This window comes from Streptomyces sp. NBC_00523, assembly GCF_036346615.1.
Taxonomy (GTDB): Bacteria; Actinomycetota; Actinomycetes; order Streptomycetales; family Streptomycetaceae; genus Streptomyces.
Map to the genome: position 1 here is coordinate 5944050 of NZ_CP107836.1, position 21380 is coordinate 5965429.

The following is a 21380-nucleotide window of genomic DNA, read 5'->3' on the forward strand; positions in this document are numbered from 1 at the left end:
AACCGGCGGCCCGTCAGCACGATGACGGAGGCCCCTGAGCGGCCAGAACGGCAACTAGCCGGTCGAACGACGCAAAGGGGGCGTAAACATGACATTGGCGAGTGCGACTGTACGGTCCGGGCGGGACGGCCCACCCGGCAAGGGCGCCGCCGACCGGGGCGCCGGGACCTGGTTCCTGGTCCTGCCCGCCCTGATCCCGATCCTGGTCCTGAGCGTCGGCCCGCTGCTCTACGGCATCGCGCTGGCCTTCACCGACGCCCAGTCCGGCCGCACCCGTGCCACGCAGTGGATCGGCACGCTGAACTTCCGGGACCTGCTGCACGACGGGCTGTTCTGGGAGTCGTTCCGGATCGGCCTGGTGTGGGCGGTCGGCGTCACCGTCCCGCAGTTCGTGCTCGCCCTCGGCCTCGCCCTGCTGCTCAACGAGAACCTGCGGATGCGCTGGCTGGCCCGCGCCCTGGCGATCATCCCGTGGGCGATGCCCGAGGTCGTCGTCGGCATCATGTGGCGGCTGGTCTACAACCCGGACGCCGGAATCCTCAACGAGACCATCCGCGATCTGGGGCTCGGGGACGGCCGCGACTGGCTCACCGGGCTGGCGACCGCGCTGCCCGCCGTGATCCTCGTCGGCGTCTGGTCCGGCATGCCGCAGACCACGGTCGCCCTGCTGGCCGGACTCCAGAACACCCCGCACGAACTCCACGAGGCCGCCGCGCTGGACGGGGCGGGCGCCTGGCGCCGGTTCCGCACGGTGACCTGGCCCGCCATCAGACCGGTCGCCCTCTCCATCACCGCGCTCAATTTCATCTGGAACTTCAACTCGTTCGCCCTGGTCTACGTCCTGACCAACGGCGGCCCCGGCGGCCGCACCCGGCTGCCGATGCTCTTCGCGTACGAGGAGGCGTTCCGCTACGGGCAGTTCGGCTACGCCGCCGCGATGGGCTGCGTCATGGTCGCCGTGATCTCCGTGATCCTCGCCGTGTATCTCGCCGGGCGGCTCAGGGGAGGCGACGACCGATGAGCATGCGTACCAGACGGTCCGTGCGCGCCGGGCAGTACGTGGCGCTGCTGTGCTACCTGATCTTCCTCGCGTTCCCCTTCCTGTGGCTGATCTCCACCGCCTTCAAGCCCGCCCCGGAGCTCGGCTCCCTGCACCCGACCTGGATTCCGCAGCACCCGACGCTGGACAACTTCCGGCAGGCGTTTGACGAGCAGCCGCTGCTGCGGGCCGCCGCCAACTCGCTGATCGCCGCGCTCTCGGCCGGACTGATCGCCGTCCTGATCGCGACCCCGATGGCTTATGTGATGGCCCGCCACCGCACCCGCCTCTCCACCGCCGCCACCGGCTGGGTCGTGGTCAGCCAGGCGTTCCCCTTCGTCCTGCTGATCATTCCGCTCTTCCTGGTCCTGAAGAACCTGCACCTGATCAACACCCTCTGGGGCCTGGTCCTGGTCTACGTGGTGTGGGCGCTGCCCTTCGCGCTGTGGATGCTCGTCGGTTACGTACGGGCCGTGCCGCGCGAGCTGGAGGAGGCGGCGGCGGTCGACGGGGCCGGGCGGCTGCGCACCCTGGTCTCGGTCACCGCCCCGCTGCTGGCCCCCGGCATCGTCGCCACGGCCCTCTTCGCGTTCATCACCGCGTGGAACGAGTTCTTCTTCGCGCTCGTCCTCCTCAAGACCCCGGAGAAGCAGACCTTGCCGGTCGTACTCACGCACTTCCTCGGCGCCGAGGGCGCCAGCGACCTCGGGCCGCTCGCCGCCGCCGCGTTCCTCGCCACCCTCCCGTCGCTCGTGCTGTTCGCCGTGATCCAGCGGCGGATCACCGGCGGCATGCTGGCCGGGGCGGTGAAGAACTGATGCGCGCGCTGGTACGTACGGCAGCGGCCGCGGCCACCGCGCTCGCCCTGCTGCTCACCGGCTGCGGCGCGGGCGACGACGGCGAGGCCGACGGGAAGATCACCCTCCGCTTCCAGTCGCTGGCCTGGCAGAAGGAGTCCGTCGACATCAACAAGCGGCTGGTGAAGGAGTGGAACGCGGCCCACCCCGACATCCGGGTCGAGTACGTCCAGGGCAGCTGGGACAGCGTCCACGACCAGCTCCTCACCTCCTTCGAGGGCGGCGAGGCGCCCGACATCATCCACGACGCCTCCGACGACCTCGCCGACTTCGCGTACGGGGGCTATCTCGCCGACCTCCGCCCCCTCCTGCCGAAGGGGCTGACGGACGGCATCCCGCGCAACAGCTGGGAGACGGCCACCTTCGACGGCGGGGTGTACGGCGTGCCCTTCCTTCAGGAGCCCCGGGTCCTGATCGCCAACACCAAGATCCTCAAGGCGTCCGGGGTCCGCATCCCCACCCCCGGGCAGCCGTGGAGCTGGCCGGAGTTCCGGCAGGTGACCAAGGAGCTGAGCGGCGAGGGCCGTTACGGGGTCGCCTGGCCCCTCAAGGAGCCGGTCTCCGTCACCCTCAACCTCGGCCTCTCGGCGGGCGGCGAGCTCTTCCACCGGGGCGCCGACGGCAAGGTCACCGTCGCGATGGGGGAGGGCGACCAGGTCGTCCCGGACACCATCCACGACCAGGTCAACACCGACCACAGCGCCGCCCGCACCGCGCTCGGCATGGGCGGCGGCGACACCCTGCCCGGCTTCTTCGGCGGCAAGTACGCGATGGTGCCGCTCGGGTTCTCGTACCGTCAGCAGATCGTGGAGCAGGCTCCGAAGGGCTTCGACTGGACGGTGCTGCCCGCCCCGGCGGGCCGGGACGGACTGGCCCAAGGGGTGAGCCCGCAGACCCTGTCCGTCGCCGAGGACAGCCCGCACAAGAAGGAGGCGGTGGAGTTCATCGACTTCCTGCTGAAGCCCGCCAACATGGTCCGGCTGGCCAAGGGGGACTGGATGCTGCCCACCGGCACCGAGGCGCTGGCCGACCCCTCCCTGCACACCGCGGACCGGGGCTGGGCGACCGGCGTCGCGCTGGCCGCCTCGCTGCGGTCCGCCCCGGCCCAGTCGGTGCGCGGCTACCCCGAGTGGAAGGACAAGGTGGCGACCCCCGCGCTCCAGGAGTACTACAGCGGGGCGATCGACGCCGCCGAGCTGAAGAAGCGTCTGGTGACCGACGGCAACCGGGTCCTGGCCCGCTACCAGCGCTGAACGCGCGGGCCCTCCGCCCGGCGGTCCGGGCGGAGGGCACCTGCGGGACGGAGGTCAGACGCCGACCCGCTCCGGCTCCTCGCCGCCGCGCGCCGGTGCGGACGGGCCCGGCTCGTCGTCGTACGACTCGTCGTGCGTCATGTCCGGCAGCCACCGCAGCCACTTCGGGAAGTACCAGTTGCGCTCGCCCAGCAGGGCCATCACGGCCGGGAGCAGCACCCCGCGGATGATCGTCGCGTCGATCAGCACGGCCGCCGCCAGGCCGACGCCCATCTGCTTCATGGACTGCATCGACAGCGTCCCGAAGATCGCGAACACGGCGACCATGATCACGGCGGCGCTGGTGACGACCCCGGCCGTGGTGACCACGCCGTGGGCGATGGCGTCGCGGGTGCCGCGGCCCTGGAGGCGGGCCTCACGGATGCGGGAGACCACGAACACGTGGTAGTCCATCGAGAGCCCGAAGAGGATCACGAAGAGGAACAGCGGCAGCCAGGAGACGATCGCGCCGACGCCCTCCGCGCCCACCAGCGAGGCACCCCAGCCGTGCTGGAAGACCGCCGTCAGGATGCCGTACGCGGCGCCCACCGAGAGCAGGTTGAGGACGATCGAGGTGAGGGCCACGGTCAGCGAGCGGAAGCAGAGCAGCATCAGCAGGAAGGCGAAGACGACCACGAAGGCGAAGACCGGCACGACCGAGCCGACGATCTGGTCGTTGAAGTCCTTCGACCCGGCGACCTGCCCGGTGACCGGCGCCTCGACCCCCGCGACCTTGCCGAGCGTCGCCGGACGCACGGTGTCCCGCAGCAGGTCCAGGCTCTTCTCGGCCCGCTTCTGGTCCGAACCGCCGACCAGCGGTACGTCGATGACCGCGACGTTCTCCGCGTCGTGGGTCACGATGTCCACCGGGCCCTTCGAGGCCCCGGAGGAGACGGCCTGCCTGCGGAACTCCTCCAGCGCCCGGCGTACCGGCGCCGCTCCGATGTCGTCGGCCCGCACCACGACCTGCGCCGGGTCGGCGCCGCCGGGGAACGCCTCGTTCAGCCGGTCGTAGGTCTGCACGATCGGCAGCGAGCCGCCGAACTCCTGGTCCAGGGTGAGGTTCTGGGTGTGCATGGAGAGCGCGGGCAGCGCGATGGCCGCGAGCGCCCCGGCGGCGACCACGAGCGCGGTCCAGGGGCGGCGCAGCACGGCGGTGAGCACCGCGCGCCAGACGCGGCTCTCGCCGTCGGCGCCACCGCGCTCCGAGCGCTTCAGGCGGTTCAGGAACGGCACCCGGCCCTTCTCGACCCGCTCGCCGAGCAGCGAGAGGAGCGCGGGCAGCACGGTGACCGAGCCGACCATGGCGACGGCGACGACCATCAGCGAGGCCAGGCCCATCGCCTGGAACTCCGCGATGCCGGTGAAGAGCATGCCCGCCATCGCGACGCAGACCGTCACACCGGAGACGACGATGGCGCGTCCGCTGGTCGCGGCGGCGATCATCAGCGCGGTCCGGGCGTCCCGGCCCCTGGCCCGCTCCTCGCGCTCCCGGCGCAGATAGAACAGGCAGTAGTCGACGCCGACGGCCAGACCCACCAGCAGCATCACCGAGTTGGCGGTGTCGCTCATCGGCTGGAAGTGGCTCACCACCCCCATCAGGCCCATGGTCGCCATGATCGCGGTGAGGGCGAGGGCGACCGGGAGCAGCGCGGCGACCAGCGCGCCGAAGGCGATGAGCAGGATGCCGAGCGCGACCGGCACGGCGGAGAGCTCGGCCCGCTGGAAGTCGCTCCCGAAGGCGTCGTCGAACGTCTTGCCCATGCTGGCGCCGCCGATCTCCTCGATCAGCAGCCCGTCATGTGCCCCGCCCACCTTCTCGACGGCCTTCAGCACGGGCGCGACCCGCTCGCTCGCGGTCTCGGGGTCGCCCCTCATCTCGAACTGCACGAGCGCGCTGTGCCCGTCGGCCGAGATGGTCTTCGTGGTGTACGGCGAGGTGACGGCGGTGACCTCACCGGTGTCCTGCACGGCCCGGATGACGTCCTCGACGGCCGCCCGGAACTCGGCCGACCCGGCCACCGCCCCGTCCTTGCCCTCCGACTGGATGAGCACGGTCTCACCGGCCGGGTCCTTGAGCCCCGCGTCCTCGATGATCTGCACGGCCCGGCCCACCTCGCCGGACATCTGGTCGCTCTCCTTGACGTCGACCCGGCCGGCCGCCGAGCCGAGCCCCATGGCCAGGACGACGAACAGCACCCAGATCGTCACCGCCGCCCAGCGGTGCCGGGCGCTCCAGCCGCCCGCCCGGGCCGCGACGCCCCGCACCCGCGGCCCCCGCGTCCGTGCCGCATCCCCATTCCCCATGACGGGCCTGCCCCCTCGTGAACGGCACCGGCCCCACGCCGTCGCCTCCCGATTCCGAAGGTAGGGGCGGCATAAGACGAGGGCGTCATGCTCTCCGGCGAGGCGGGCGCGGCCCTTCTCCGCCCTGCGGACGGGGCTTGCCCCCGAGACGGAGCATCGAAGCCCCTTACACGTAAAGGTGATCGGCGTATCGAGGGGCTCCTGCGACCTTCCTGTGACGAAAAGTTGGCGAGTGCGTCGGAGCTGTAGCGAGGTATTGATCTGCGCGCGTCAATCGGTCAGGGTTTCGAGCCAGCCCCCGGAGATTTTCCGGCCGAGGGCCAATCCCCCCACAAAGAATGACGAGGAGACCCCTCTTCATGGCCATTCACAAGCGCGCACGCCGGTTCAAGCTGACCGCCTCCATCACCGCGGTCGCGGCAGCCGCCGGCGTCACCCTGCTGGGTACCCCGTTCGCCGGAGCGACACCCGCTCCGGCCATGGGCAAGATCTACGGCGCCGACGCGGCGACCGCGGTCTCCGGCAGCTACATCGTGATGCTGGACCAGAAGGCGGACAAGGCCGAACTCGCCAAGGAGTACGGCGGAAAGCTCAAGCGCAACTACAGCTCGGCCATCAACGGCTTCTCCGCCAGCGGCCTTTCGGAGACCGAGGCCAAGCGGCTCGCCGCCGACCCCGCCGTCTCGAAGGTCGTCCAGAACAAGAAGTTCCACATCGACGCCACCCAGGACAACCCGCCGTCCTGGGGCCTGGACCGCATCGACCAGACGGAGACCGCGGGCGACAACGCGTACACCTATCCGGACAGCGCGGGCGAGGGCGTCACCGCCTACGTCATCGACACCGGAGTCCGCACCACCCACGAGGAGTTCGGCGGCCGCGCCAGCTCCGGCTTCGACGCCGTCGACAACGACGACAGCGCCGACGACGGCAACGGCCACGGCACCCACGTCGCCGGCACCATAGCCGGGTCGACCTACGGCGTCGCCAAGAAGGCGAAGATCGTCGCCGTCCGCGTTCTGGACGACTCCGGCTCCGGCACCACCGAGCAGGTCGTCGCCGGCATCGACTGGGTCACCGAGCACCACGAGGGCCCGTCCGTCGCCAACATGAGCCTGGGCGGCGGCGCGGACGAGGCGCTCGACGCGGCCGTGCAGAAGGCCATCGCCTCCGGCGTCACCTTCGCGGTCGCCGCCGGCAACGAGTCCAGCGACGCCGGCGAGGGCTCCCCGTCCCGCGTCCCCGAGGCCATCACCGTCGCCTCGTCCACCGTGGACGACGAGCAGTCGTCGTTCTCCAACTACGGCTCGGTCGTGGACATCTACGCCCCGGGCTCCGACATCACCTCGTCCTGGAACGACAGCGACACCGGCTCCAACACCATCTCCGGTACGTCGATGGCGACCCCGCACGTCGTCGGCGCCGCCGCCGTCTACCTGGCCGGGCACCCGGACGCCACCCCGGCCGAGGTCTCCACGGCCCTGACCGACGGCGCCACCCCGGACGCCATCAGCAACGCCACCGAAGGCACGGCGAACAAGCTGCTGAAGATCGTCGAGTAACAGCGCCACCCACCGGCGGCCACCGCGCTCTCCCCCACGGGGCGCGGCGGCCGCGCGGTGCGTGATGCCCGTTCTACGCTGGGCCCATGACGACCGACACGGGCGGGAGACGGGCATGACCGAGCCGGCGCCGGGCGTGGCCGCGGCCATCGAGGGGGAGCTCCAGCTCCTGGACCCCCTGGTCCGGGCCTCCGCCGACCTCCTCGACCAGGTGCTGCACCCCGACTACCGCGAGGTGGACACCACCGGCCGCCACTGGGACCGGGACACGATCATCGACCTGCTCGTCTCGGGGCGGGCCCCGGGCCCCGGCCGGCTCACCGCCTCACGAATGCGGGGCGTGTACCTCGCCGACGGGCTCGTCCACCTCACCTTCGACACCGAGGCCAGGAACAAGCGCGCCCACCGCAGTTCGCTCTGGCGGCTCACCCGGGCCGGCTGGCTCCTCTACTACCACCAGGCCACACCCTTCGAGGCCACGCCCGACCGCTGAGCGTCAGCCCCGGGCCGCCCGCCGCGCCCGGGCCGCCCACCGGCCGTCCGTCCGGCTGATCCGGACCGGGTGGCCGAAGCACTCGCTGACCAGGTCCGTGGTCAGCACCTCGTCCGCCCCGCCCGAGGCCAGGCACCGCCCGCCGCGCAGCAGCATCGCGTGGGTCGTGGAGGCGGGCAGCTCCTCCAGATGATGGGTGACCAGCACGGTCGCCAGCTCCGGGTGTTCCTCGCGCAACGCGTCCAGGCTGTCCAGCAGCTGTTCCCGGGCGGCCAGGTCGAGCCCGGTCGCCGGCTCGTCCAGGAGCAGCAGCCGGGGCTGCGGCATCAGGGCCCGGGCGATCAGCGTACGGCCGCGCTCACCCTGCGACAGGGCCGGCCAGCGCGACCCCGTCTTGCCGCCCATCCCGAGCATCGTCAGCAGCCGCTCCGCCCGCTCCCGCTGCCCCGGACCCGGCGACCAGCGCGGCACCGGCTCGACCGAGTTAGTCAGACCGGTCAGCACCACCTCGCTCACCGTCAGCGGCGAACGCAGCGGATGGCGCGGATTGACATGGCCGAGCAGCGTCCGCAACTCCCGCAGGTCCACCCGCCCCAGCGTGCGCCCCAGCACCTCGACCGAACCCCGCGTCGGATGCGTCACCGCCCCGAGCAGCCCGAGCAGGGTGCTCTTGCCCGCCCCGTTCGCCCCGAGCAGCGCCCAGTGCTCCCCGCCGCGCACGGTGAGCGACACCGCGTCGAGCAGGACGTTCCCATCGCGTACGAGAGAGACCTCGTCGGCCCGGATGACCGGGACCGGGGCCGTGACGACGGAGGGGGACAGGGGTGCGGTGGTGGTCACGTGCGGCTGCTCCTTCGTACGGGCGCGAGCGCCTTTCTGCGCACCGGAAGCCTATCCGTGGCCGGTACACCCTCCGCGCCCGGCACCTGTCGCCTTTCTTCAAGACCGGCCGTACGCGCGTGCCTAGGGTGGAACGCATGAAGACCGAGCACGCCCACATGACCGAATGCGCCGCCGAGGCCGCCCGCGTGGCCCGGGGCGTCACCGCCACCCAGCTGGACGCCGCCGCCACCCCCTGCGCGGACTGGGACCTGCGCACCCTCGTGAACCACTGGGTCCTCTACACCTCGCACGGCATGGAGCACCGCGCCCGCCGCACCGAGCTTCCCGAGGAGCTGATCGCCCGCGACTTCACCGCCGACGCCGACTGGGCCGAGCGGTACGCCGTCCAGCTCGACCGGGCCGTCGCCGCCTGGTCCGACCCCGCCGTCTGGGAGGGCACCATCGGCGAGGGCGACTCCGCGTCCCCGGCCGCCGACACCGCCGCGATGCTCATCGAGGAGATCGCGCTGCACGGCTGGGACGTGGCCCGCGCCACCGGCCATGAGTTCCGGCTCTCCGAGGAGGCCGCCGCGTACATCCTGGGCACCGTCGAGAAGACCGCCGCGCTCTACCGGCAGTACGAGGGGTTCACCGACGAGGTGGACGTCCCGGGCGCCACCGGGTTCACCCGCGCCCTGGCGCTGAGCGGGCGCGATCCGCAGTGGACCGCGGGCTGAGAATGGCCCAGGCAGGCGGGTGCCGAATGGCCCGGGGGACTGCGCCACCGGCTGGCTAGGCTCACCCCATGACCACTCACCCCGCCCCGGAACCGGGCAGGCCCGTCGTCGACTTCTACTTCGACCCGGCCTGCCCGTTCGCCTGGATCACCTCCCGCTGGATGCTGGAGGTCGAGCAGCACCGCGACATCGAGCTCCGCTTCCACGTCATGAGCCTCTACCTGCACAACATGGGCAACGAACTCCCCGACTGGTACCGCGACCTGGTCGACCGTTCGATCGGCCCCGTCCGGGTCGCCGCCGCCGCGGCCGAGGAGCGCGGCGAGGAGGTCCTGCGCGACCTCTACACCGCCCTCGGCAGCCGCATCCACCAGCAGAAGAACGAGGACTTCGACGCGGTCGTCGCCGAGGCCCTCGCCGAGCTCGGCCTGCCCGCGCACCTCGCGGAGGCTGCGCACAGCGAGACGTACGACGAGGCCGTGCGGCGCAGCCACGAGGCGGGCCAGGACCCGGAGGCGGGCGGCTACGTCGGCACGCCCACCATCCACGTCGACGGGACGGTGTGGTTCGGGCCGGTGCTGCGGGCGATCCCGCGCGGCGAGGAGGCGGCCCGGCTCTTCGACAGCTTCCGGGTGCTCGCGGGCCACGCCGACTTCTTCGAGCTCAAGCGCACCCGTACGGGCGGGATCGACGTCGGCTGACGCCGGCCGGCGGTTTCAGGCGCTGGCCGCGACCCGCCGTGCCGCCGTCGCGTTCGCCTCGTCGTAGCGGTCGAGCAGCAGCCGGGCCAGCTCCGGGGCCGGGCCCAGCACCCCGGCCAGCACGTCCGCGCCGGCCTCGGCCGCCCCCGCCGCGATGCGGTCCGGGAGGCGGCCGGGCGCGATGACGTACGGGGCGACCGCCACGCGGCGGACGCCCTCGGCCCGCAGGGCCCGTACCGCGTCCTCGGTGCGGGGAAGAGATGCGGAGGCGAACGCAGGCCGCACGGAACACCAACCGGTGTGCCGCAGCTCCCGCGCGATTTCAGCGATCACTGCGATCGCCTCCGGGTCTGAGGAGCCCGCCGAGGCCAGGACGAGCCCGGTCGAGCTTCGGTCGCCGGGGCGCACCCCGGCCTCGTACAGCCGCCGTTCCAGCGCGGCGTTCAGCAGCGGTGACGGGCCGAGCACCTCGGCCTGCCGGACCCGCAGCCGGGGCAGCGCCGCGCGGGCCTCGCGCAGCACCGCCGGGATGTCCGACTTGGCGTGGAACGCCCGGGTGAGGAGCAGCGGCAGCGCCACCACCTCGGGCGCGCCCTCGGCGGCCAGCCGTTCCAGGACCCGCGGCACCGACGGCGCGTTGAAGTCCAGGAAGGCCGTCTCCACCCGGAGCCCCGGCCGCTGCGCCCGTACCCGCGAGGTGAGCGCGTGCACGGTCGCGGCGTGCCGCGGGTCGCGGCTGCCGTGGGCGATGACGAGGAGGACCGGAGAGGACATGGAGGGCTCAGTTCTTGACGAGGAGACCGCGGCTGCGCAGCACCCACCGCTCCAGCGGGCTGAAGATGAGCAGGTCGATGGCGATGCCGACGAACAGGATCAGGATGATGGCGAGGAAGATCCCCGGCATGTCCGCGTTGTTGCGGCCGTTCTCCATCAACTGCCCGAGCCCCAGGCCGAGGTCCGGGGACGAGGCGATGATCTCGGCGGCCATCAGCGAACGCCAGGAGAACGCCCAGCCCTGCTTGAGGCCCGCCAGGTAGCCCGGCAGGGCGGCCGGCATCACGATCAGCCAGGTGCCGCGCAGCCCGGTCGCGCCGAGGGTGCGGCCGGCCCGCAGGAAGAGCGGGGGCACCTGGTCGACGCCCGAGACGAGGCCGTTGGCGATCGAGGGCACCGCGCCGAGCAGGATGACCGCGAACATCATCGAGTCGTTCAGCCCGAGCCAGATGACCGCCGGGGCCACCCAGGCCACCGAGGGCAGGGACTGGAGCCCGGACAGGATCGGGCCGATCGCGGCCCGGACGAACTTCACCCGGGCGACCAGCAGCCCCAGCGGGGTACCGATCGCGACCGACAGCAGGAAGCCGAGCAGACCGCGCGAGACGCTGGTCCACACCACTTCGAGCAGCGTGCCCTGGAGCCACATGTCGTGAGCGCTGTCCCAGACGGCGGACGGCGAGGGCAGCTTGTAGTCCTCGGTCACCTCGCCCCAGACGAGCAGCTGCCAGACGACCAGGACCAGGGCCACCGCGATGAGCGGGGGCAGGACCTTGCGCAGCAGGACCTCGCGCACCGGGGTGCGCTGCACCTGCACCGCGTCCAGGGCGTCCAGACCGGCTTCGAGCCCGGCCAGGTCGTCCTGCTTCCGACTCCCGCCGGACCCCGCCTCGTCCGACTTGATGTCAGTGCTGGCCATGACGGCGGATCTCCCCACGCAGTTGTTCGGTGATCTCGACGGACAGTTCCGCGACGGCGGTGTCCTCGATACGGCGCGGCTGCTCGATGTCGACCGTCCACTCACGGGCGATCCGGCCGGGGCGGGACGAGAGCAGCACCACGCGCTCGGCGAGGCGGACGGCCTCGCGCACGTTGTGTGTGACGAAGAGGACCGAGACGTTCGTCTCGCGCCAGATCCGGGTCAGCTCGTCGTGCAGCACATCGCGGGTGATGGCGTCGAGCGCGGCGAACGGCTCGTCCATCAGAAGCAGTTGGCTGTCCTGGGCGAGCGCGCGGGCCATCGCCACGCGCTGCCGCATACCGCCGGACAGCTCGTGCACCCGCTTCCCGTACGCCCCGCCGAGCCGGACCAGATCCAGCAGCCGCTCCGCCTCGGCGCGGCGCTGCGTCTTCGGTACCCCGCGCAGGCGCAGGGCCAGTTCGATGTTCTTGCCCGCGGTCAGCCACGGGAACAGCGCGTGCTCCTGGAACATCAGCGCCGGGCGGCCACCCGGGGTCTCGATGGTCCCGCCGGTCGGCCGGTCGAGCCCGGCCACCAGATTGAGCAGGGTCGACTTGCCGCACCCGGAGGCTCCCAGGAGGGTGACGAACTCGCCCGGGGCGACATCGAGACTGATGTCGTCCAGGACCAGCTGGCTTCCCGCGGGCCCGGCGAAGGACTTCGAGACATGCGCGATACGAGCGGCGTGCCCGACCTGGACACGGTCCTCGGCCTTGGTGAGGGTGTTCGCCACGGTCGTCACCTCCTGGGAGTCTTCGGGCGGCTGGTTACTTGGCGCCGAGGCCGGCGTCGTCGGCCTCGGGCTTGCCCGCGGCCTTGAGGATCTTGTTGAGCGGCTTCAGGTCGTAGATGCCCTTGAGGTCGGGCTTCTCCAGGAGACCGGCCTTGACCGCGTGCTGGGCCTGCGCGTCGAGCGTCGCGGCCAGCGGGTCGTCGGTGATCTGGATCGACTTCCAGGCCGGGTCGATGACCTCGGCCGGCAGCTCCTTGCCGGTGAGCTTCTTCAGCGCGGCGTTGGCGGAGGCCTTCGCCTTGTCCGGGTTGGCGTTGATCCAGGCGTTGGTCTTCACCGAGCCGCGCAGCACGGCCTCGACCACGTCCGGGTGCGCCTTCAGGAACTTCTGCGACACGATGATGTTGGTGATCACGAACTTGTCGTCCGGCCACAGCGTCGACTCGTCCAGCAGTTCCTTCGCGCCCTCGGCGACCAGCTTGGAGGCGGTCGGCTCGGGGACCCAGGCGCCGTCGATGGAACCGGAGCGGTAGGCGTCGGGCGTCACCTTGTTGTCCGTACGGACGACGGAGACGTCACCCTTGCCGCTCTGGGCGTCGACCTTCCAGCCCTTCTCGGAGATCCAGTTGAGGAAGGCCACGTCCTGGGTGTTGCCGAGCTGGGGGGTCGCGATCCTCTTGCCCTTGAGGTCGTCCAGGGTCTTGATCTTCTCAGGGTTCACGACGAGCTTGACGCCGCCGGACGCGGAGCCGCCGATGATCCGCAGGTTCTGGCCCTTGGACTTGGTGTAGCCGTTGATGGACGGCGAGGGGCCGATGAAGCCGATGTCGATCGAGTTGGCGTTCAGCGCCTCGATCTCGGACGGGCCGGCGTTGAAGGTGGCGGTCTTGAGCTGGGTGCCGCCCAGCTCCTTCTGGAACAGACCCTCCTGGTCGCCCACGAGCGCGGTGGCGTGCGTGAGGTTCGGGAAGTACCCGATGCGCACGGTGTCCACGGAGAGCTTCTTGCCGCTGGCCGCGTTCACCTTCTTGGAGTCGTCCGTCGACTCGGAGCCGTAGCCGCAGGCGGTCAGCGCCACGGCCAGCAGGGGCAGGGCGGCGACGGCGGCGATACTGCGGCGGCGCGTGGTACGGGGGGCAGGCACGGGAGGTCTTCCTCTCGGAGGCCCGGTGCTCACGCCCCTCGTACGTGCGGGGGCGCGGCCGGGAAGTCGGCAGGTCTTCGTCGATGCGTGCGGTGCGTGCGGTGCGTGCGGTGCTGGTGGTGCTGCAGGGCGCGCGGGCAGTGCGCGTACGTCATCGCGCACATCGCCCGACACCGCCCTGACCGCTGCCCAGGGCGCCGCTGCCGACGCGGCCGCCCTCCTTCGCGAAGGTCGAGAAGACGTCGATGCTCATCAGAAGTCCCACTCCGCGTCGTCGTCCGCGGCCGCAGGCTCCTCGACGGCGGCGAACGAGGCGCCCGCCATGCCCGCCGAGAGGGTGGTGCCGTCCGCCGGGTCGATCAGCAGGAAGGAACCGGTGCGGCGCGAGTCGGCGTACGCGTCGAGCGCCAGCGGCTCGGCGGTCCGGACCACGACCCGGCCGATGTCGTTGGCGACCAGCTTGCCCGGGGCCGGGTGCTGCGAGAGGTCGTCCAGGGTCAGCCGCGAGGGGATGTCCTTGACGATCGCCTTGACCGTGCGTGTGGTGTGCTTGAGGAGCACCCGCCGGCCCACGGTGAGCGGTTCGTCCGCGACGTGGCAGACGGTCGCCTCGACGTCCTGGGTGACGACCGGCGCGTCGTCCACCGGCGCGATGAGGTCGCCGCGCGAGACGTCGATGTCGTCCGCCAGACGCAGGGTCACCGACTGGGGCGCCCAGGCGATGTCCACGGGGTCCCCGAGCAGGTCGATGCCCTCGATCGTGGAGGTGCGGCCCGAGGGCAGCACGGTCACGGACTCGCCGACCCGGAACACCCCGGCGGCGATCTGGCCCGCGTAGCCCCGGTAGTCGGGGTGCTCCGCGGTCTGCGGGCGGATCACGTACTGGACCGGGAAGCGGGCGTGGCAGCCGGTCAGGTCGTGGCTGACCGGGACCGTCTCCAGGTGCTCCAGGACCGTCGGCCCGCCGTACCAGTCCATGTGGGCGGACGGCTCCACGACGTTGTCGCCGGCGAGCGCGGAGATCGGGATCGCGGTGATCTCGGGGACCCCGAGGGAGGCCGCGTACGCGGTGAACTCCTCGGCTATCGCGGCGAACACCGGCTCCGCGTAGTCCACCAGGTCCATCTTGTTGACGGCGAGGACCACGTGCGGGACGCGCAGCAGGGCGGCGACGGCGGCGTGCCGGCGGGTCTGCTCGACCACCCCGTTGCGGGCGTCGACCAGGACCACGGCCAGCTCGGCGGTGGAGGCGCCGGTGACCATGTTGCGGGTGTACTGCACGTGGCCCGGGGTGTCGGCGAGGATGAACCGGCGCCGGGGCGTGGCGAAGTAGCGGTAGGCGACGTCGATGGTGATGCCCTGCTCGCGCTCGGCGCGCAGCCCGTCGGTCAGCAGCGCCAGGTCCGGCGCCTCCTGGCCCCGGTTGCGCGAGGCGTGCTCGACGGCCTCCAGCTGGTCGGTGAGGACAGACTTGGAGTCGTGCAGCAGGCGTCCCACGAGGGTGGACTTGCCGTCGTCGACGGACCCGGCGGTGGCGAAACGCAGCAGGGTGGTGGCGCTCAACTGCTCAGCTGTGGTGGTCATTTAGAAGTACCCCTCGCGCTTACGGTCTTCCATCGCGGCCTCGGACATCTTGTCGTCGGCGCGGGTCGCGCCCCGCTCGGTGAGCCGGGAGGCGGCGATCTCGGTGATCACGGCGTCCAGCGTGGTGGCGTCGGAGTCGACGGCCCCGGTGCAGGACATGTCGCCGACCGTGCGGTAGCGCACGAGACGGGTCTCGACGGCCTCGTGCTCCTTCGGCCCGCCCCAGTGCCCCGCCGTCAGCCACATGCCGTTGCGGTTGAACACCTCGCGCTCGTGGGCGAAGTAGATCTCCGGCAGCTCGATGCCCTCGCGCTCGATGTACTGCCAGACGTCCAGCTCGGTCCAGTTGGAGATCGGGAAGACCCGGACGTGCTCGCCGGGGGCGTGCCGGCCGTTGTACAGCTGCCACAGCTCGGGGCGCTGGCGGCGGGGGTCCCACTGGGAGAACTCGTCGCGCAGCGAGAAGACCCGCTCCTTGGCGCGCGCCTTCTCCTCGTCGCGCCGGCCGCCGCCGAACACCGCGTCGAAGCGGTGCTGCTGGATGGCCTCGGTCAGCGGCACGGTCTGGAGCGGGTTGCGGGTGCCGTCGGGGCGCTCGCGGAGCTTGCCGGCGTCGATGTACTCCTGCACGGAGGCGACGTGCAGCCGCAGCCCGTGCTCGGCGACCACGCGGTCGCGGTAGGCCAGCACCTCGGGGAAGTTGTGCCCCGTGTCCACGTGCAGCAGGGTGAACGGCACCGGCGCCGGCGCGAACGCCTTGAGCGCCAGGTGCAGCATCAGGATCGAGTCCTTGCCGCCGGAGAAGAGGATCACCGGCCGCTCGAACTCGCCCGCCACCTCGCGGAAGATGTGCACCGCCTCGGACTCCAGCGAGTCCAGGTGGCTCAGCGCGTACGGATTGTCCGTGCCCTCTTGCACAGTCGCGACGGTCGTCACGCCGCACCCCTCTCGCTCAGCAGCGCGTACAGCTCCGCCGCGGACTCCTGCACGGTCTGGCGGTGCGACTCGATCCGCAGATCGGGTGACTCGGGCGCCTCGTAGGGGTCGTCCACCCCGGTGAGGCCGCTGATCTCGCCCGCCGCCTGCTTGGCGTAAAGACCCTTCACATCGCGCTCCGAGCACACCTCGACCGGAGTGGCGACGTGCACCTCCAGATACGCGGTGCCCTCGGCCTGGTGCCGCTTGCGGACGGCGTCCCTGCTGTCCGCGTACGGGGCGATGACCGGGACCAGCACCTTGACGCCGTTCGCCGCCAGCAGCTCGGCAACGAAGCCGATCCGCTGCACGTTGGTGTGCCGGTCCTCGCGCGAGAAGCCGAGGCCCGCCGACAGGAACTCGCGGATCTCGTCGCCGTCGAGCACCTCCACGCGGTGGCCCTCGGCACGCAGCCGCCCGGCGAGTTCGTAGGCGATGGTGGTCTTGCCGGCGCTCGGCAGACCGGTCAGCCAGACGGTGGCCCCCGTCTCCGTCACGCTCATCGAAGTCTCCTGATCAGTCGTCATCAGCCGTGCAGCCCGCATTCGGTCTTGCCGCGCCCGGCCCAGCGGCCGGCCCGCGCGTCCTCGCCCTCCAGCACCCGGCGGGTGCAGGGCGCGCAGCCCACGGAGGCGTAACCGTCCATCAGCAGCGGGTTGGTGAGCACCCCGTGCTCGGCGACGTAGGCGTCCACGTCGTCCTGGGTCCAGCGGGCGATCGGCGAGACCTTCACCTTCCGGCGCTTCTCGTCCCAGCCGACCACAGGGGTGTTCGCCCGGGTCGGGGACTCGTCGCGGCGCAGCCCGGTCGCCCAGGCGGCGTACGCGGTCAGGCCCTCTTCCAGGGGCTTGACCTTGCGCAGCTTGCAGCAGAGGTCGGGGTCGCGGTCGTGCAGCTTCGGCCCGTACTCGGCGTCCTGCTCGGCGACTGTCTGACGCGGCGTCAGCGTGATCACCCGGACGTCCATCACGGCGTCCACCGCGTCCCGGGTCCCGATGGTCTCCTCGAAGTGGTAGCCGGTGTCCAGGAACACCACGTCCACGCCGGGCATCACCCGGGAGGCGAGGTGCGCGACGACCGCGTCCTCCATCGAGGACGTGACGCAGAACCGGGGCCCGAAGGTGTCGGTCGCCCACTTCAGGATGTCGAGCGCGGAGGCGTCCTCCAGCTCGCGCCCGGCCCGCTCGGCGAGCTCCCGCAGCTCCTCACCGGTGAGCGTGTCGATGTTCTGAGTGACCGTCATATCCCGTTCCCTCCAACGTCGTTGGCCTGCAGTCCCCGGCTCAGCAGGCCCAGGAACTTCAGCTGGAACGCCCGATTGCAGGAGGCGCATTCCCACGCCCCGTGCCCGGCCTCGTGCGGACGCAGGTCCTCGTCCCCGCAGTACGGGCAGTGGAAGGGTGCGGCGCGCCCGCTCATGACAGCGACTCCGCGCTGGCGCGGGCCGCCCAGGTGGCGAAGCGCTCGTCGTCCTCGCGCTCCTCCTGGAACCTGCCGAGCACGCGCTCCACGTAGTCGGGCAGCTCGGCCGAGGTGACCTTCAGACCGCGCACCTTGCGGCCGAATCCGGCGTCCAGGCCGAGTGCGCCGCCCAAGTGGACCTGGTAGCCCTCCACCTGCTCGCCGTTCTCGTCCAGCATCAGCTGGCCCTTGAGCCCGATGTCCGCGGTCTGGATGCGGGCGCAGGCGTTGGGGCAGCCGTTGATGTTGATGGTCAGGGGCTCGTCGAAGTCGGGGAGACGGCGCTCCAGTTCCTCGATGAGGGAGGCGCCGCGCGCCTTCGTCTCCACGATCGCGAGCTTGCAGTACTCGATGCCGGTGCAGGCCATCGTGCCGCGCCGGAAGGTGGACGGCTTCACCTGGAAGCCGAGCGACTCCAGACCGGCGGACAGCGACTCGACCCGGTCCTGCTCGACGTCGAGGATAATCATCTTCTGCTCGACGGTGGTCCGGACCCGGCCCGAGCCGTGCGCCTCGGCCAGCTCGGCGATCTTGGCGAGCGTGGAGCCGTCGACCCGGCCGACCCGGGGGGCGAAGCCGACGTAGAAGCGGCCGTCCTGCTGCGGGTGGACGCCGATGTGGTCGCGCCACCGGCTGCTCGGCTCCGCCGGGGCGGGCCCGTCAAGGAGCGGGCGCTTCAGGTACTCGTCCTCCAGGATCTGGCGGAACTTGGCGACGCCCCAGTCGGCGACCAGGAACTTCAGCCGGGCCCGGTTGCGCAGCCGGCGGTAGCCGTAGTCCCGGAAGATGCCCACCACGCCGGCCCAGACGTCCGCGACCTCGTCCAGCGGCACCCAGGCGCCCAGGCGCTCGGCCAGCCGGGGGTTGGTGGAGAGCCCGCCACCGACCCAGAGGTCGAAGCCCGGTCCGTGCTCGGGGTGTTCGACGCCCACGAAGGCGATGTCGTTGATCTCGTGGACGACGTCCTGGACCGGGGATCCGGAGATCGCGGTCTTGAACTTCCGGGGGAGGTTGGAGAATTCGGGGCTGCCGATGTACCGGGCGTGGATCTCCTCCAGCGCCGGTGTGCCGTCGATGATCTCGTCGGCGGCGATGCCCGCCACCGGGGAGCCGATCATCGTGCGCGGGCAGTCGCCGCACGCCTCGGTGGTGGAGAGCCCCACGGCCTCCAGCTTCTGCCAGATCGCCGGGACGTCCTCGATGCGGATCCAGTGCATCTGGACGTTCTGCCGGTCGGTGATGTCCGCGCTGCCCCGCGCGTACTCCTGCGAGATCTCGCCGATGACGCGCAGCTGCTCGGTGGTCAGCTTCCCGCCGTCGATGCGGACCCGCATCATGAAGTACTTGTCCTCCAGCTCCTCGGGCTCCAGCACCGCGGTCTTGCCGCCGTCGATGCCGGCCTTGCGCTGGGTGTAGAGCCCCCACCAACGCATGCGCCCCCGCAGGTCGTTGGGGTCGATCGAGTCGAATCCGCGCTTGGAGTAGATCGTCTCAATGCGTGTCCGCACGTTGAGACTGTCGTCGTCCTTCTTGAACTGCTCATTGCCGTTGAGCGGGGTGTAGTGCCCCAGGGCCCACTGACCTTCGCCGCGGTGGCGGCCCACCTTGCGGCGGGGCGCGGCGGGCGCAGGCTTTTCCGGGGTTGCGGCCATGACAGTACGTCCTTCGGGACTGCGGGAGGGCGGCTCTGAACTGCACACTCGCGTGAAGCGCGGCGGTGCGCAGGGCTGAACTGAAGCAAGGGGATCTCGGCGGTGCTGGGACTCTCAGCTCGCCGGACAGATGGCGCTGGACATGCGGCCGAGGTCGACGTGGCGTCGACTCACCAAGGCAATTCCAGTTCCGGACATGACGGAAGCGTGTCATGGGGATCTCGCGGCAGTCCACCACTATCCATGATGTGGACGGCGTGGTCCCGCCTGATGAGACGATGTGGCGCCCGTCACGCAGGGGGCGGGCGCCGGGGTGCAGCGTAAAACCGGACAAGCAAGGGGATTTGCTGCGGAAGTGGCTACGGCTGTGCGCGGGGCACCGCTCAGCGGCCGGAGCCCGGCCACGGGCCGGGGGTGTCCACCGGCTCCTCCAGCTCCGTGCGCGTGTCGAACAACCGGAAGCCGCGCCTCAGGTAGTTGTCCATCGCGTGCGGACCGTCCTTGGAGCAGGTGTGCAGCCACACCCGCTTCGTCGCCGGCCGCTCCGGCCACCGCTCGGCCAGGTCCCAGGCGCGGGCCGCGCCGTACGACAGCAGATGACCGCCGATCCGCCGCCCCCGGAAGGCCGGGATCAGCCCGAAGTACATGATCTCGACCACGCCGTCGTCCTGCGGGTCCAGCTCGATGTAGCCCGCCGGGGTGCCGTTCGCGTACGCCACCCAGGTCTCCGCGCCCGGCCGCTCCAGGGCCTCCTGCCACTGCGCGTACGTCATGCCGAGCCGGTCCGTCCACCGGATGTCCCCGCCCACCGCCGTGTACAGGAAGCGGCTGAACTCGGGCAGCGGCACCTCGGACCGCACGATCCGGACCTCCGCGTCCGGCACGGCCGACGGCCGCAGATCATCGGGCGAGGTCTGCTCCAGGGACCAGATGGTCACCTCTTCGGAGGCCGGTGGCGCGGGTCGTACGGGGTCGCTCATGGCTGCCAGACAACCATGCCCCGCCCCCCTCGCCCCACCCGGGCCCTGGTCAGCGGGGCCCTTGCCGCCCCCGGCCCCGCCTCACCGCGCCACCGGCCCCTCCCGCTCGCGCGCCTCGCGGGCCGCCGTCACCACCGGGGCCTGCGAGTGCGGCAGCAGGTCGGCCGGGTGCTCCGGGTGGACGACCTCCACCTCCACGCCCTCGCCGAACCGGTACGGGCGGTGCGCGAGGACCTCGGCCAGATGGCGCCGCAGCCGCGATATCTCCGCCCGCACCGTCACCGTCCTGGTCGCGTCACCGAACAGGTCCCGGGCCAGCTCGGAGGCCGTACGCCCCTCCCGGTGCAGCGCCAGCGCGTACAGCAGCTCGGCGTGGCGCGGAGACAGCCGCTGGGTCCAGGTGCCCACCGGGCTGACCACGTTCACCGCGAGCGCGCGCGGCCGGCTCAGATCGAGGACCACCCGGCGCGGCGGGCTGTCCATCGTCCCGTCCGCGACCTGGACCAGCCAGCCGCCCGGCAGCGGCTCCACCCGGCACATGCCCAGCGACGGCAGCCACACCCGGCCCGGCCCCAGCGACTTCGGCAGCGGCAGCCGGTCCATCGGGGGCATCCCCGTCACCGCCGCCGTCCAGCCGTGGCCGTCCACCGCCACCGCCCGGCCGCCGATCCGGCTCAGGACCGGGGCGGCCACCGCCCGCAGCCGGTCCACCGCCTCCAGATGCCGCACCCGGATCTCGCTCTCCGCCAGCCGGGCCACCGACCGCACCAGGGCCAGCGTCGTCGGGTGGAAGGTGGACGCAGGCCCGCTGATGTCCACGATCCCCATCAGCCGGCCGTCCCGGGGATCGCGTACCGGGGCCGCCGCGCACGTCCAGCCGTGCAGGGTGCGCACGAAGTGCTCCGCCGAGTGCACCTGCACCGGGGCGCGGGAGGCCAGCGCCGTGCCGATCGCGTTGGTGCCGGTGATCTCCTCGGACCACGCCGCGCCCTCCGCGAGGCAGATGTCGTCGGCCCGGCGCAGCACCCCCGTGTTGCCCTCGCGCCACAGCACCCGGCCCTCGACATCGGTGACGACCATGATCTGTTGCGAGGCGTCCGCGATGCTGGTCAGCCCGTCGCTGAGCAGCGGCATCACCTCGCCCAGCGCGGAGCTGCGGCGCCGGTGCTCGATCTCGTCCGTCTCCAGCAGCCTGCTGTGCGTCGTCTGCTCGGGATCGATGCCGCTGCGCAGCACCCGGTCCCAGGAGGCGCCGATCTCCGCCCGGGGCACGGCGCGCATGCGGTCGCCCGCCATCCGCGCCTCC

General features: G+C 71.6%; 22 protein-coding genes. 7 read left to right on the plus strand and 15 right to left on the minus strand.

The window, feature by feature from the left end; all coding sequences use genetic code 11:
* Nucleotides 1-88 precede the first annotated feature (88 nt).
* The 3 genes from OHS17_RS26955 to OHS17_RS26965 are packed head-to-tail and all read left to right on the plus strand — an operon-like array spanning nt 89 to nt 3149.
* Nucleotides 89-1021 (plus strand): carbohydrate ABC transporter permease, encoded by a 933-nt coding sequence (locus tag OHS17_RS26955; RefSeq protein ID WP_026171190.1) that lies wholly within the window; start codon nt 89-91, stop codon nt 1019-1021.
* Nucleotides 1018-1857 carry a carbohydrate ABC transporter permease gene (locus OHS17_RS26960; RefSeq protein ID WP_330314221.1) on the plus strand — a complete coding sequence of 280 codons (840 nt, stop codon included), beginning with the start codon at nt 1018-1020 and terminating at the stop codon, nt 1855-1857. Before OHS17_RS26955 ends, OHS17_RS26960 begins: the two co-directional genes overlap by 4 nt.
* Entirely contained in the window at nt 1857-3149 is a 1293-nt protein-coding gene (locus OHS17_RS26965) for an ABC transporter substrate-binding protein (protein ID WP_330314222.1), read from the plus strand. Before OHS17_RS26960 ends, OHS17_RS26965 begins: the two co-directional genes overlap by 1 nt.
* 54 nt (nt 3150-3203) lie before the next feature.
* On the opposite strand, the gene OHS17_RS26970 is transcribed toward OHS17_RS26965, so the two are convergent.
* Complete coding sequence (locus OHS17_RS26970; RefSeq protein ID WP_330314223.1) at nt 3204-5495, minus strand: MMPL family transporter; 2292 nt, start codon at nt 5493-5495, stop codon at nt 3204-3206.
* A 359-nt stretch (nt 5496-5854) separates the two neighbouring features.
* On the opposite strand from OHS17_RS26970, the gene OHS17_RS26975 reads away from it, so the two are divergent.
* Nucleotides 5855-7057, plus strand: coding sequence for a S8 family peptidase (locus tag OHS17_RS26975; RefSeq protein WP_330314224.1), 1203 nt, complete (start codon nt 5855-5857; stop codon nt 7055-7057).
* A gap of 115 nt (nt 7058-7172) precedes the next feature.
* Nucleotides 7173-7550: a nuclear transport factor 2 family protein gene (locus OHS17_RS26980; protein ID WP_330314225.1), complete on the plus strand. Its 378-nt coding sequence runs from the start codon at nt 7173-7175 to the stop codon at nt 7548-7550.
* Nucleotides 7551-7553: 3 nt separating this feature from the next.
* On the opposite strand, the gene OHS17_RS26985 is transcribed toward OHS17_RS26980, so the two are convergent.
* Nucleotides 7554-8390 (minus strand): ABC transporter ATP-binding protein, encoded by an 837-nt coding sequence (locus tag OHS17_RS26985; protein ID WP_330314226.1) that lies wholly within the window; start codon nt 8388-8390, stop codon nt 7554-7556.
* A 137-nt stretch (nt 8391-8527) separates the two neighbouring features.
* Here OHS17_RS26985 and OHS17_RS26990 point away from each other — a divergent pair, with 137 nt between their 5' ends.
* Complete coding sequence (locus OHS17_RS26990; RefSeq protein WP_330314227.1) at nt 8528-9109, plus strand: TIGR03086 family metal-binding protein; 582 nt, start codon at nt 8528-8530, stop codon at nt 9107-9109.
* Between the two features lie 68 nt (nt 9110-9177).
* Nucleotides 9178-9810 carry a mycothiol-dependent nitroreductase Rv2466c family protein gene (locus OHS17_RS26995; protein ID WP_330314228.1) on the plus strand — a complete coding sequence of 211 codons (633 nt, stop codon included), beginning with the start codon at nt 9178-9180 and terminating at the stop codon, nt 9808-9810.
* 15 nt (nt 9811-9825) lie between these two features.
* Here OHS17_RS26995 and OHS17_RS27000 read toward each other — a convergent pair whose 3' ends face one another.
* From OHS17_RS27000 to OHS17_RS27060, 13 genes are all read right to left on the minus strand, one after another.
* Complete coding sequence (locus OHS17_RS27000; protein ID WP_330314229.1) at nt 9826-10584, minus strand: sirohydrochlorin chelatase; 759 nt, start codon at nt 10582-10584, stop codon at nt 9826-9828.
* Nucleotides 10585-10591: 7 nt separating this feature from the next.
* A complete protein-coding gene (locus OHS17_RS27005) occupies nt 10592-11503 on the minus strand; it encodes an ABC transporter permease (protein ID WP_330314230.1) in 912 nt (303 codons plus the stop codon).
* Complete coding sequence (locus OHS17_RS27010) at nt 11490-12287, minus strand: ABC transporter ATP-binding protein (protein WP_330314231.1); 798 nt, start codon at nt 12285-12287, stop codon at nt 11490-11492. Before OHS17_RS27010 ends, OHS17_RS27005 begins: the two co-directional genes overlap by 14 nt.
* Before the next feature lie 25 nt (nt 12288-12312).
* A complete protein-coding gene (locus OHS17_RS27015) occupies nt 12313-13422 on the minus strand; it encodes an aliphatic sulfonate ABC transporter substrate-binding protein (RefSeq protein WP_330314232.1) in 1110 nt (369 codons plus the stop codon).
* A gap of 252 nt (nt 13423-13674) precedes the next feature.
* Nucleotides 13675-15006, minus strand: coding sequence for a sulfate adenylyltransferase subunit 1 (locus tag OHS17_RS27020; protein ID WP_330314233.1), 1332 nt, complete (start codon nt 15004-15006; stop codon nt 13675-13677).
* Nucleotides 15007-15942, minus strand: a complete 936-nt coding sequence (cysD, locus tag OHS17_RS27025) for a sulfate adenylyltransferase subunit CysD (protein WP_330314234.1) — start codon at nt 15940-15942, stop codon at nt 15007-15009.
* On the minus strand, nt 15939-16484 hold the full coding sequence (cysC, locus tag OHS17_RS27030) for an adenylyl-sulfate kinase (protein WP_018100635.1): 546 nt from the start codon (nt 16482-16484) through the stop codon (nt 15939-15941). The genes cysD and cysC overlap by 4 nt, the downstream gene beginning before the upstream one ends.
* 23 nt (nt 16485-16507) lie before the next feature.
* The gene (locus tag OHS17_RS27035; RefSeq protein ID WP_330314235.1) at nt 16508-17224 is read right to left on the minus strand and encodes a phosphoadenylyl-sulfate reductase; all 717 of its coding nucleotides are present in this window, start codon (nt 17222-17224) and stop codon (nt 16508-16510) included.
* Entirely contained in the window at nt 17221-17400 is a 180-nt protein-coding gene (locus OHS17_RS27040) for a hypothetical protein (protein WP_330314236.1), read from the minus strand. Before OHS17_RS27040 ends, OHS17_RS27035 begins: the two co-directional genes overlap by 4 nt.
* The gene (locus tag OHS17_RS27045) at nt 17397-19094 is read right to left on the minus strand and encodes a nitrite/sulfite reductase (protein WP_330314237.1); all 1698 of its coding nucleotides are present in this window, start codon (nt 19092-19094) and stop codon (nt 17397-17399) included. Before OHS17_RS27045 ends, OHS17_RS27040 begins: the two co-directional genes overlap by 4 nt.
* A 114-nt stretch (nt 19095-19208) precedes the next feature.
* Entirely contained in the window at nt 19209-19292 is an 84-nt protein-coding gene (locus OHS17_RS27050) for a putative leader peptide (RefSeq protein ID WP_309486338.1), read from the minus strand.
* 185 nt (nt 19293-19477) lie between these two features.
* A complete protein-coding gene (locus OHS17_RS27055; protein WP_026171188.1) occupies nt 19478-20074 on the minus strand; it encodes a GNAT family N-acetyltransferase in 597 nt (198 codons plus the stop codon).
* A gap of 81 nt (nt 20075-20155) precedes the next feature.
* Complete coding sequence (locus OHS17_RS27060) at nt 20156-21370, minus strand: helix-turn-helix domain-containing protein (protein ID WP_330315366.1); 1215 nt, start codon at nt 21368-21370, stop codon at nt 20156-20158.
* Nucleotides 21371-21380: the final 10 nt, after the last annotated feature.

Bases quoted from the DNA above. Each gene is read 5' to 3' on its own strand.
- OHS17_RS27000 (WP_330314229.1), bottom strand. From the start codon at position 10,584: ATGTCCTCTCCGGTCCTCCTCGTCATCGCCCACGGCAGCCGCGACCCG.
- OHS17_RS27060 (WP_330315366.1), bottom strand. From the start codon at position 21,370: ATGGCGGGCGACCGCATGCGCGCCGTGCCCCGGGCGGAGATCGGCGCC.
- OHS17_RS26990 (WP_330314227.1), top strand. From the start codon at position 8,528: ATGAAGACCGAGCACGCCCACATGACCGAATGCGCCGCCGAGGCCGCC.
- OHS17_RS27035 (WP_330314235.1), bottom strand. From the start codon at position 17,224: ATGACGGTCACTCAGAACATCGACACGCTCACCGGTGAGGAGCTGCGG.
- OHS17_RS27055 (WP_026171188.1), bottom strand. From the start codon at position 20,074: ATGAGCGACCCCGTACGACCCGCGCCACCGGCCTCCGAAGAGGTGACC.
- cysC (WP_018100635.1), bottom strand. From the start codon at position 16,484: ATGAGCGTGACGGAGACGGGGGCCACCGTCTGGCTGACCGGTCTGCCG.
- OHS17_RS27040 (WP_330314236.1), bottom strand. From the start codon at position 17,400: ATGAGCGGGCGCGCCGCACCCTTCCACTGCCCGTACTGCGGGGACGAG.
- OHS17_RS27045 (WP_330314237.1), bottom strand. From the start codon at position 19,094: ATGGCCGCAACCCCGGAAAAGCCTGCGCCCGCCGCGCCCCGCCGCAAG.
- OHS17_RS26965 (WP_330314222.1), top strand. From the start codon at position 1,857: ATGCGCGCGCTGGTACGTACGGCAGCGGCCGCGGCCACCGCGCTCGCC.
- OHS17_RS27050 (WP_309486338.1), bottom strand. From the start codon at position 19,292: ATGTCCGGAACTGGAATTGCCTTGGTGAGTCGACGCCACGTCGACCTC.
- OHS17_RS26970 (WP_330314223.1), bottom strand. From the start codon at position 5,495: ATGGGGAATGGGGATGCGGCACGGACGCGGGGGCCGCGGGTGCGGGGC.
- OHS17_RS27020 (WP_330314233.1), bottom strand. From the start codon at position 15,006: ATGACCACCACAGCTGAGCAGTTGAGCGCCACCACCCTGCTGCGTTTC.
- OHS17_RS27005 (WP_330314230.1), bottom strand. From the start codon at position 11,503: ATGGCCAGCACTGACATCAAGTCGGACGAGGCGGGGTCCGGCGGGAGT.
- OHS17_RS26975 (WP_330314224.1), top strand. From the start codon at position 5,855: ATGGCCATTCACAAGCGCGCACGCCGGTTCAAGCTGACCGCCTCCATC.
- OHS17_RS26955 (WP_026171190.1), top strand. From the start codon at position 89: ATGACATTGGCGAGTGCGACTGTACGGTCCGGGCGGGACGGCCCACCC.
- OHS17_RS26995 (WP_330314228.1), top strand. From the start codon at position 9,178: ATGACCACTCACCCCGCCCCGGAACCGGGCAGGCCCGTCGTCGACTTC.
- OHS17_RS26980 (WP_330314225.1), top strand. From the start codon at position 7,173: ATGACCGAGCCGGCGCCGGGCGTGGCCGCGGCCATCGAGGGGGAGCTC.
- OHS17_RS26960 (WP_330314221.1), top strand. From the start codon at position 1,018: ATGAGCATGCGTACCAGACGGTCCGTGCGCGCCGGGCAGTACGTGGCG.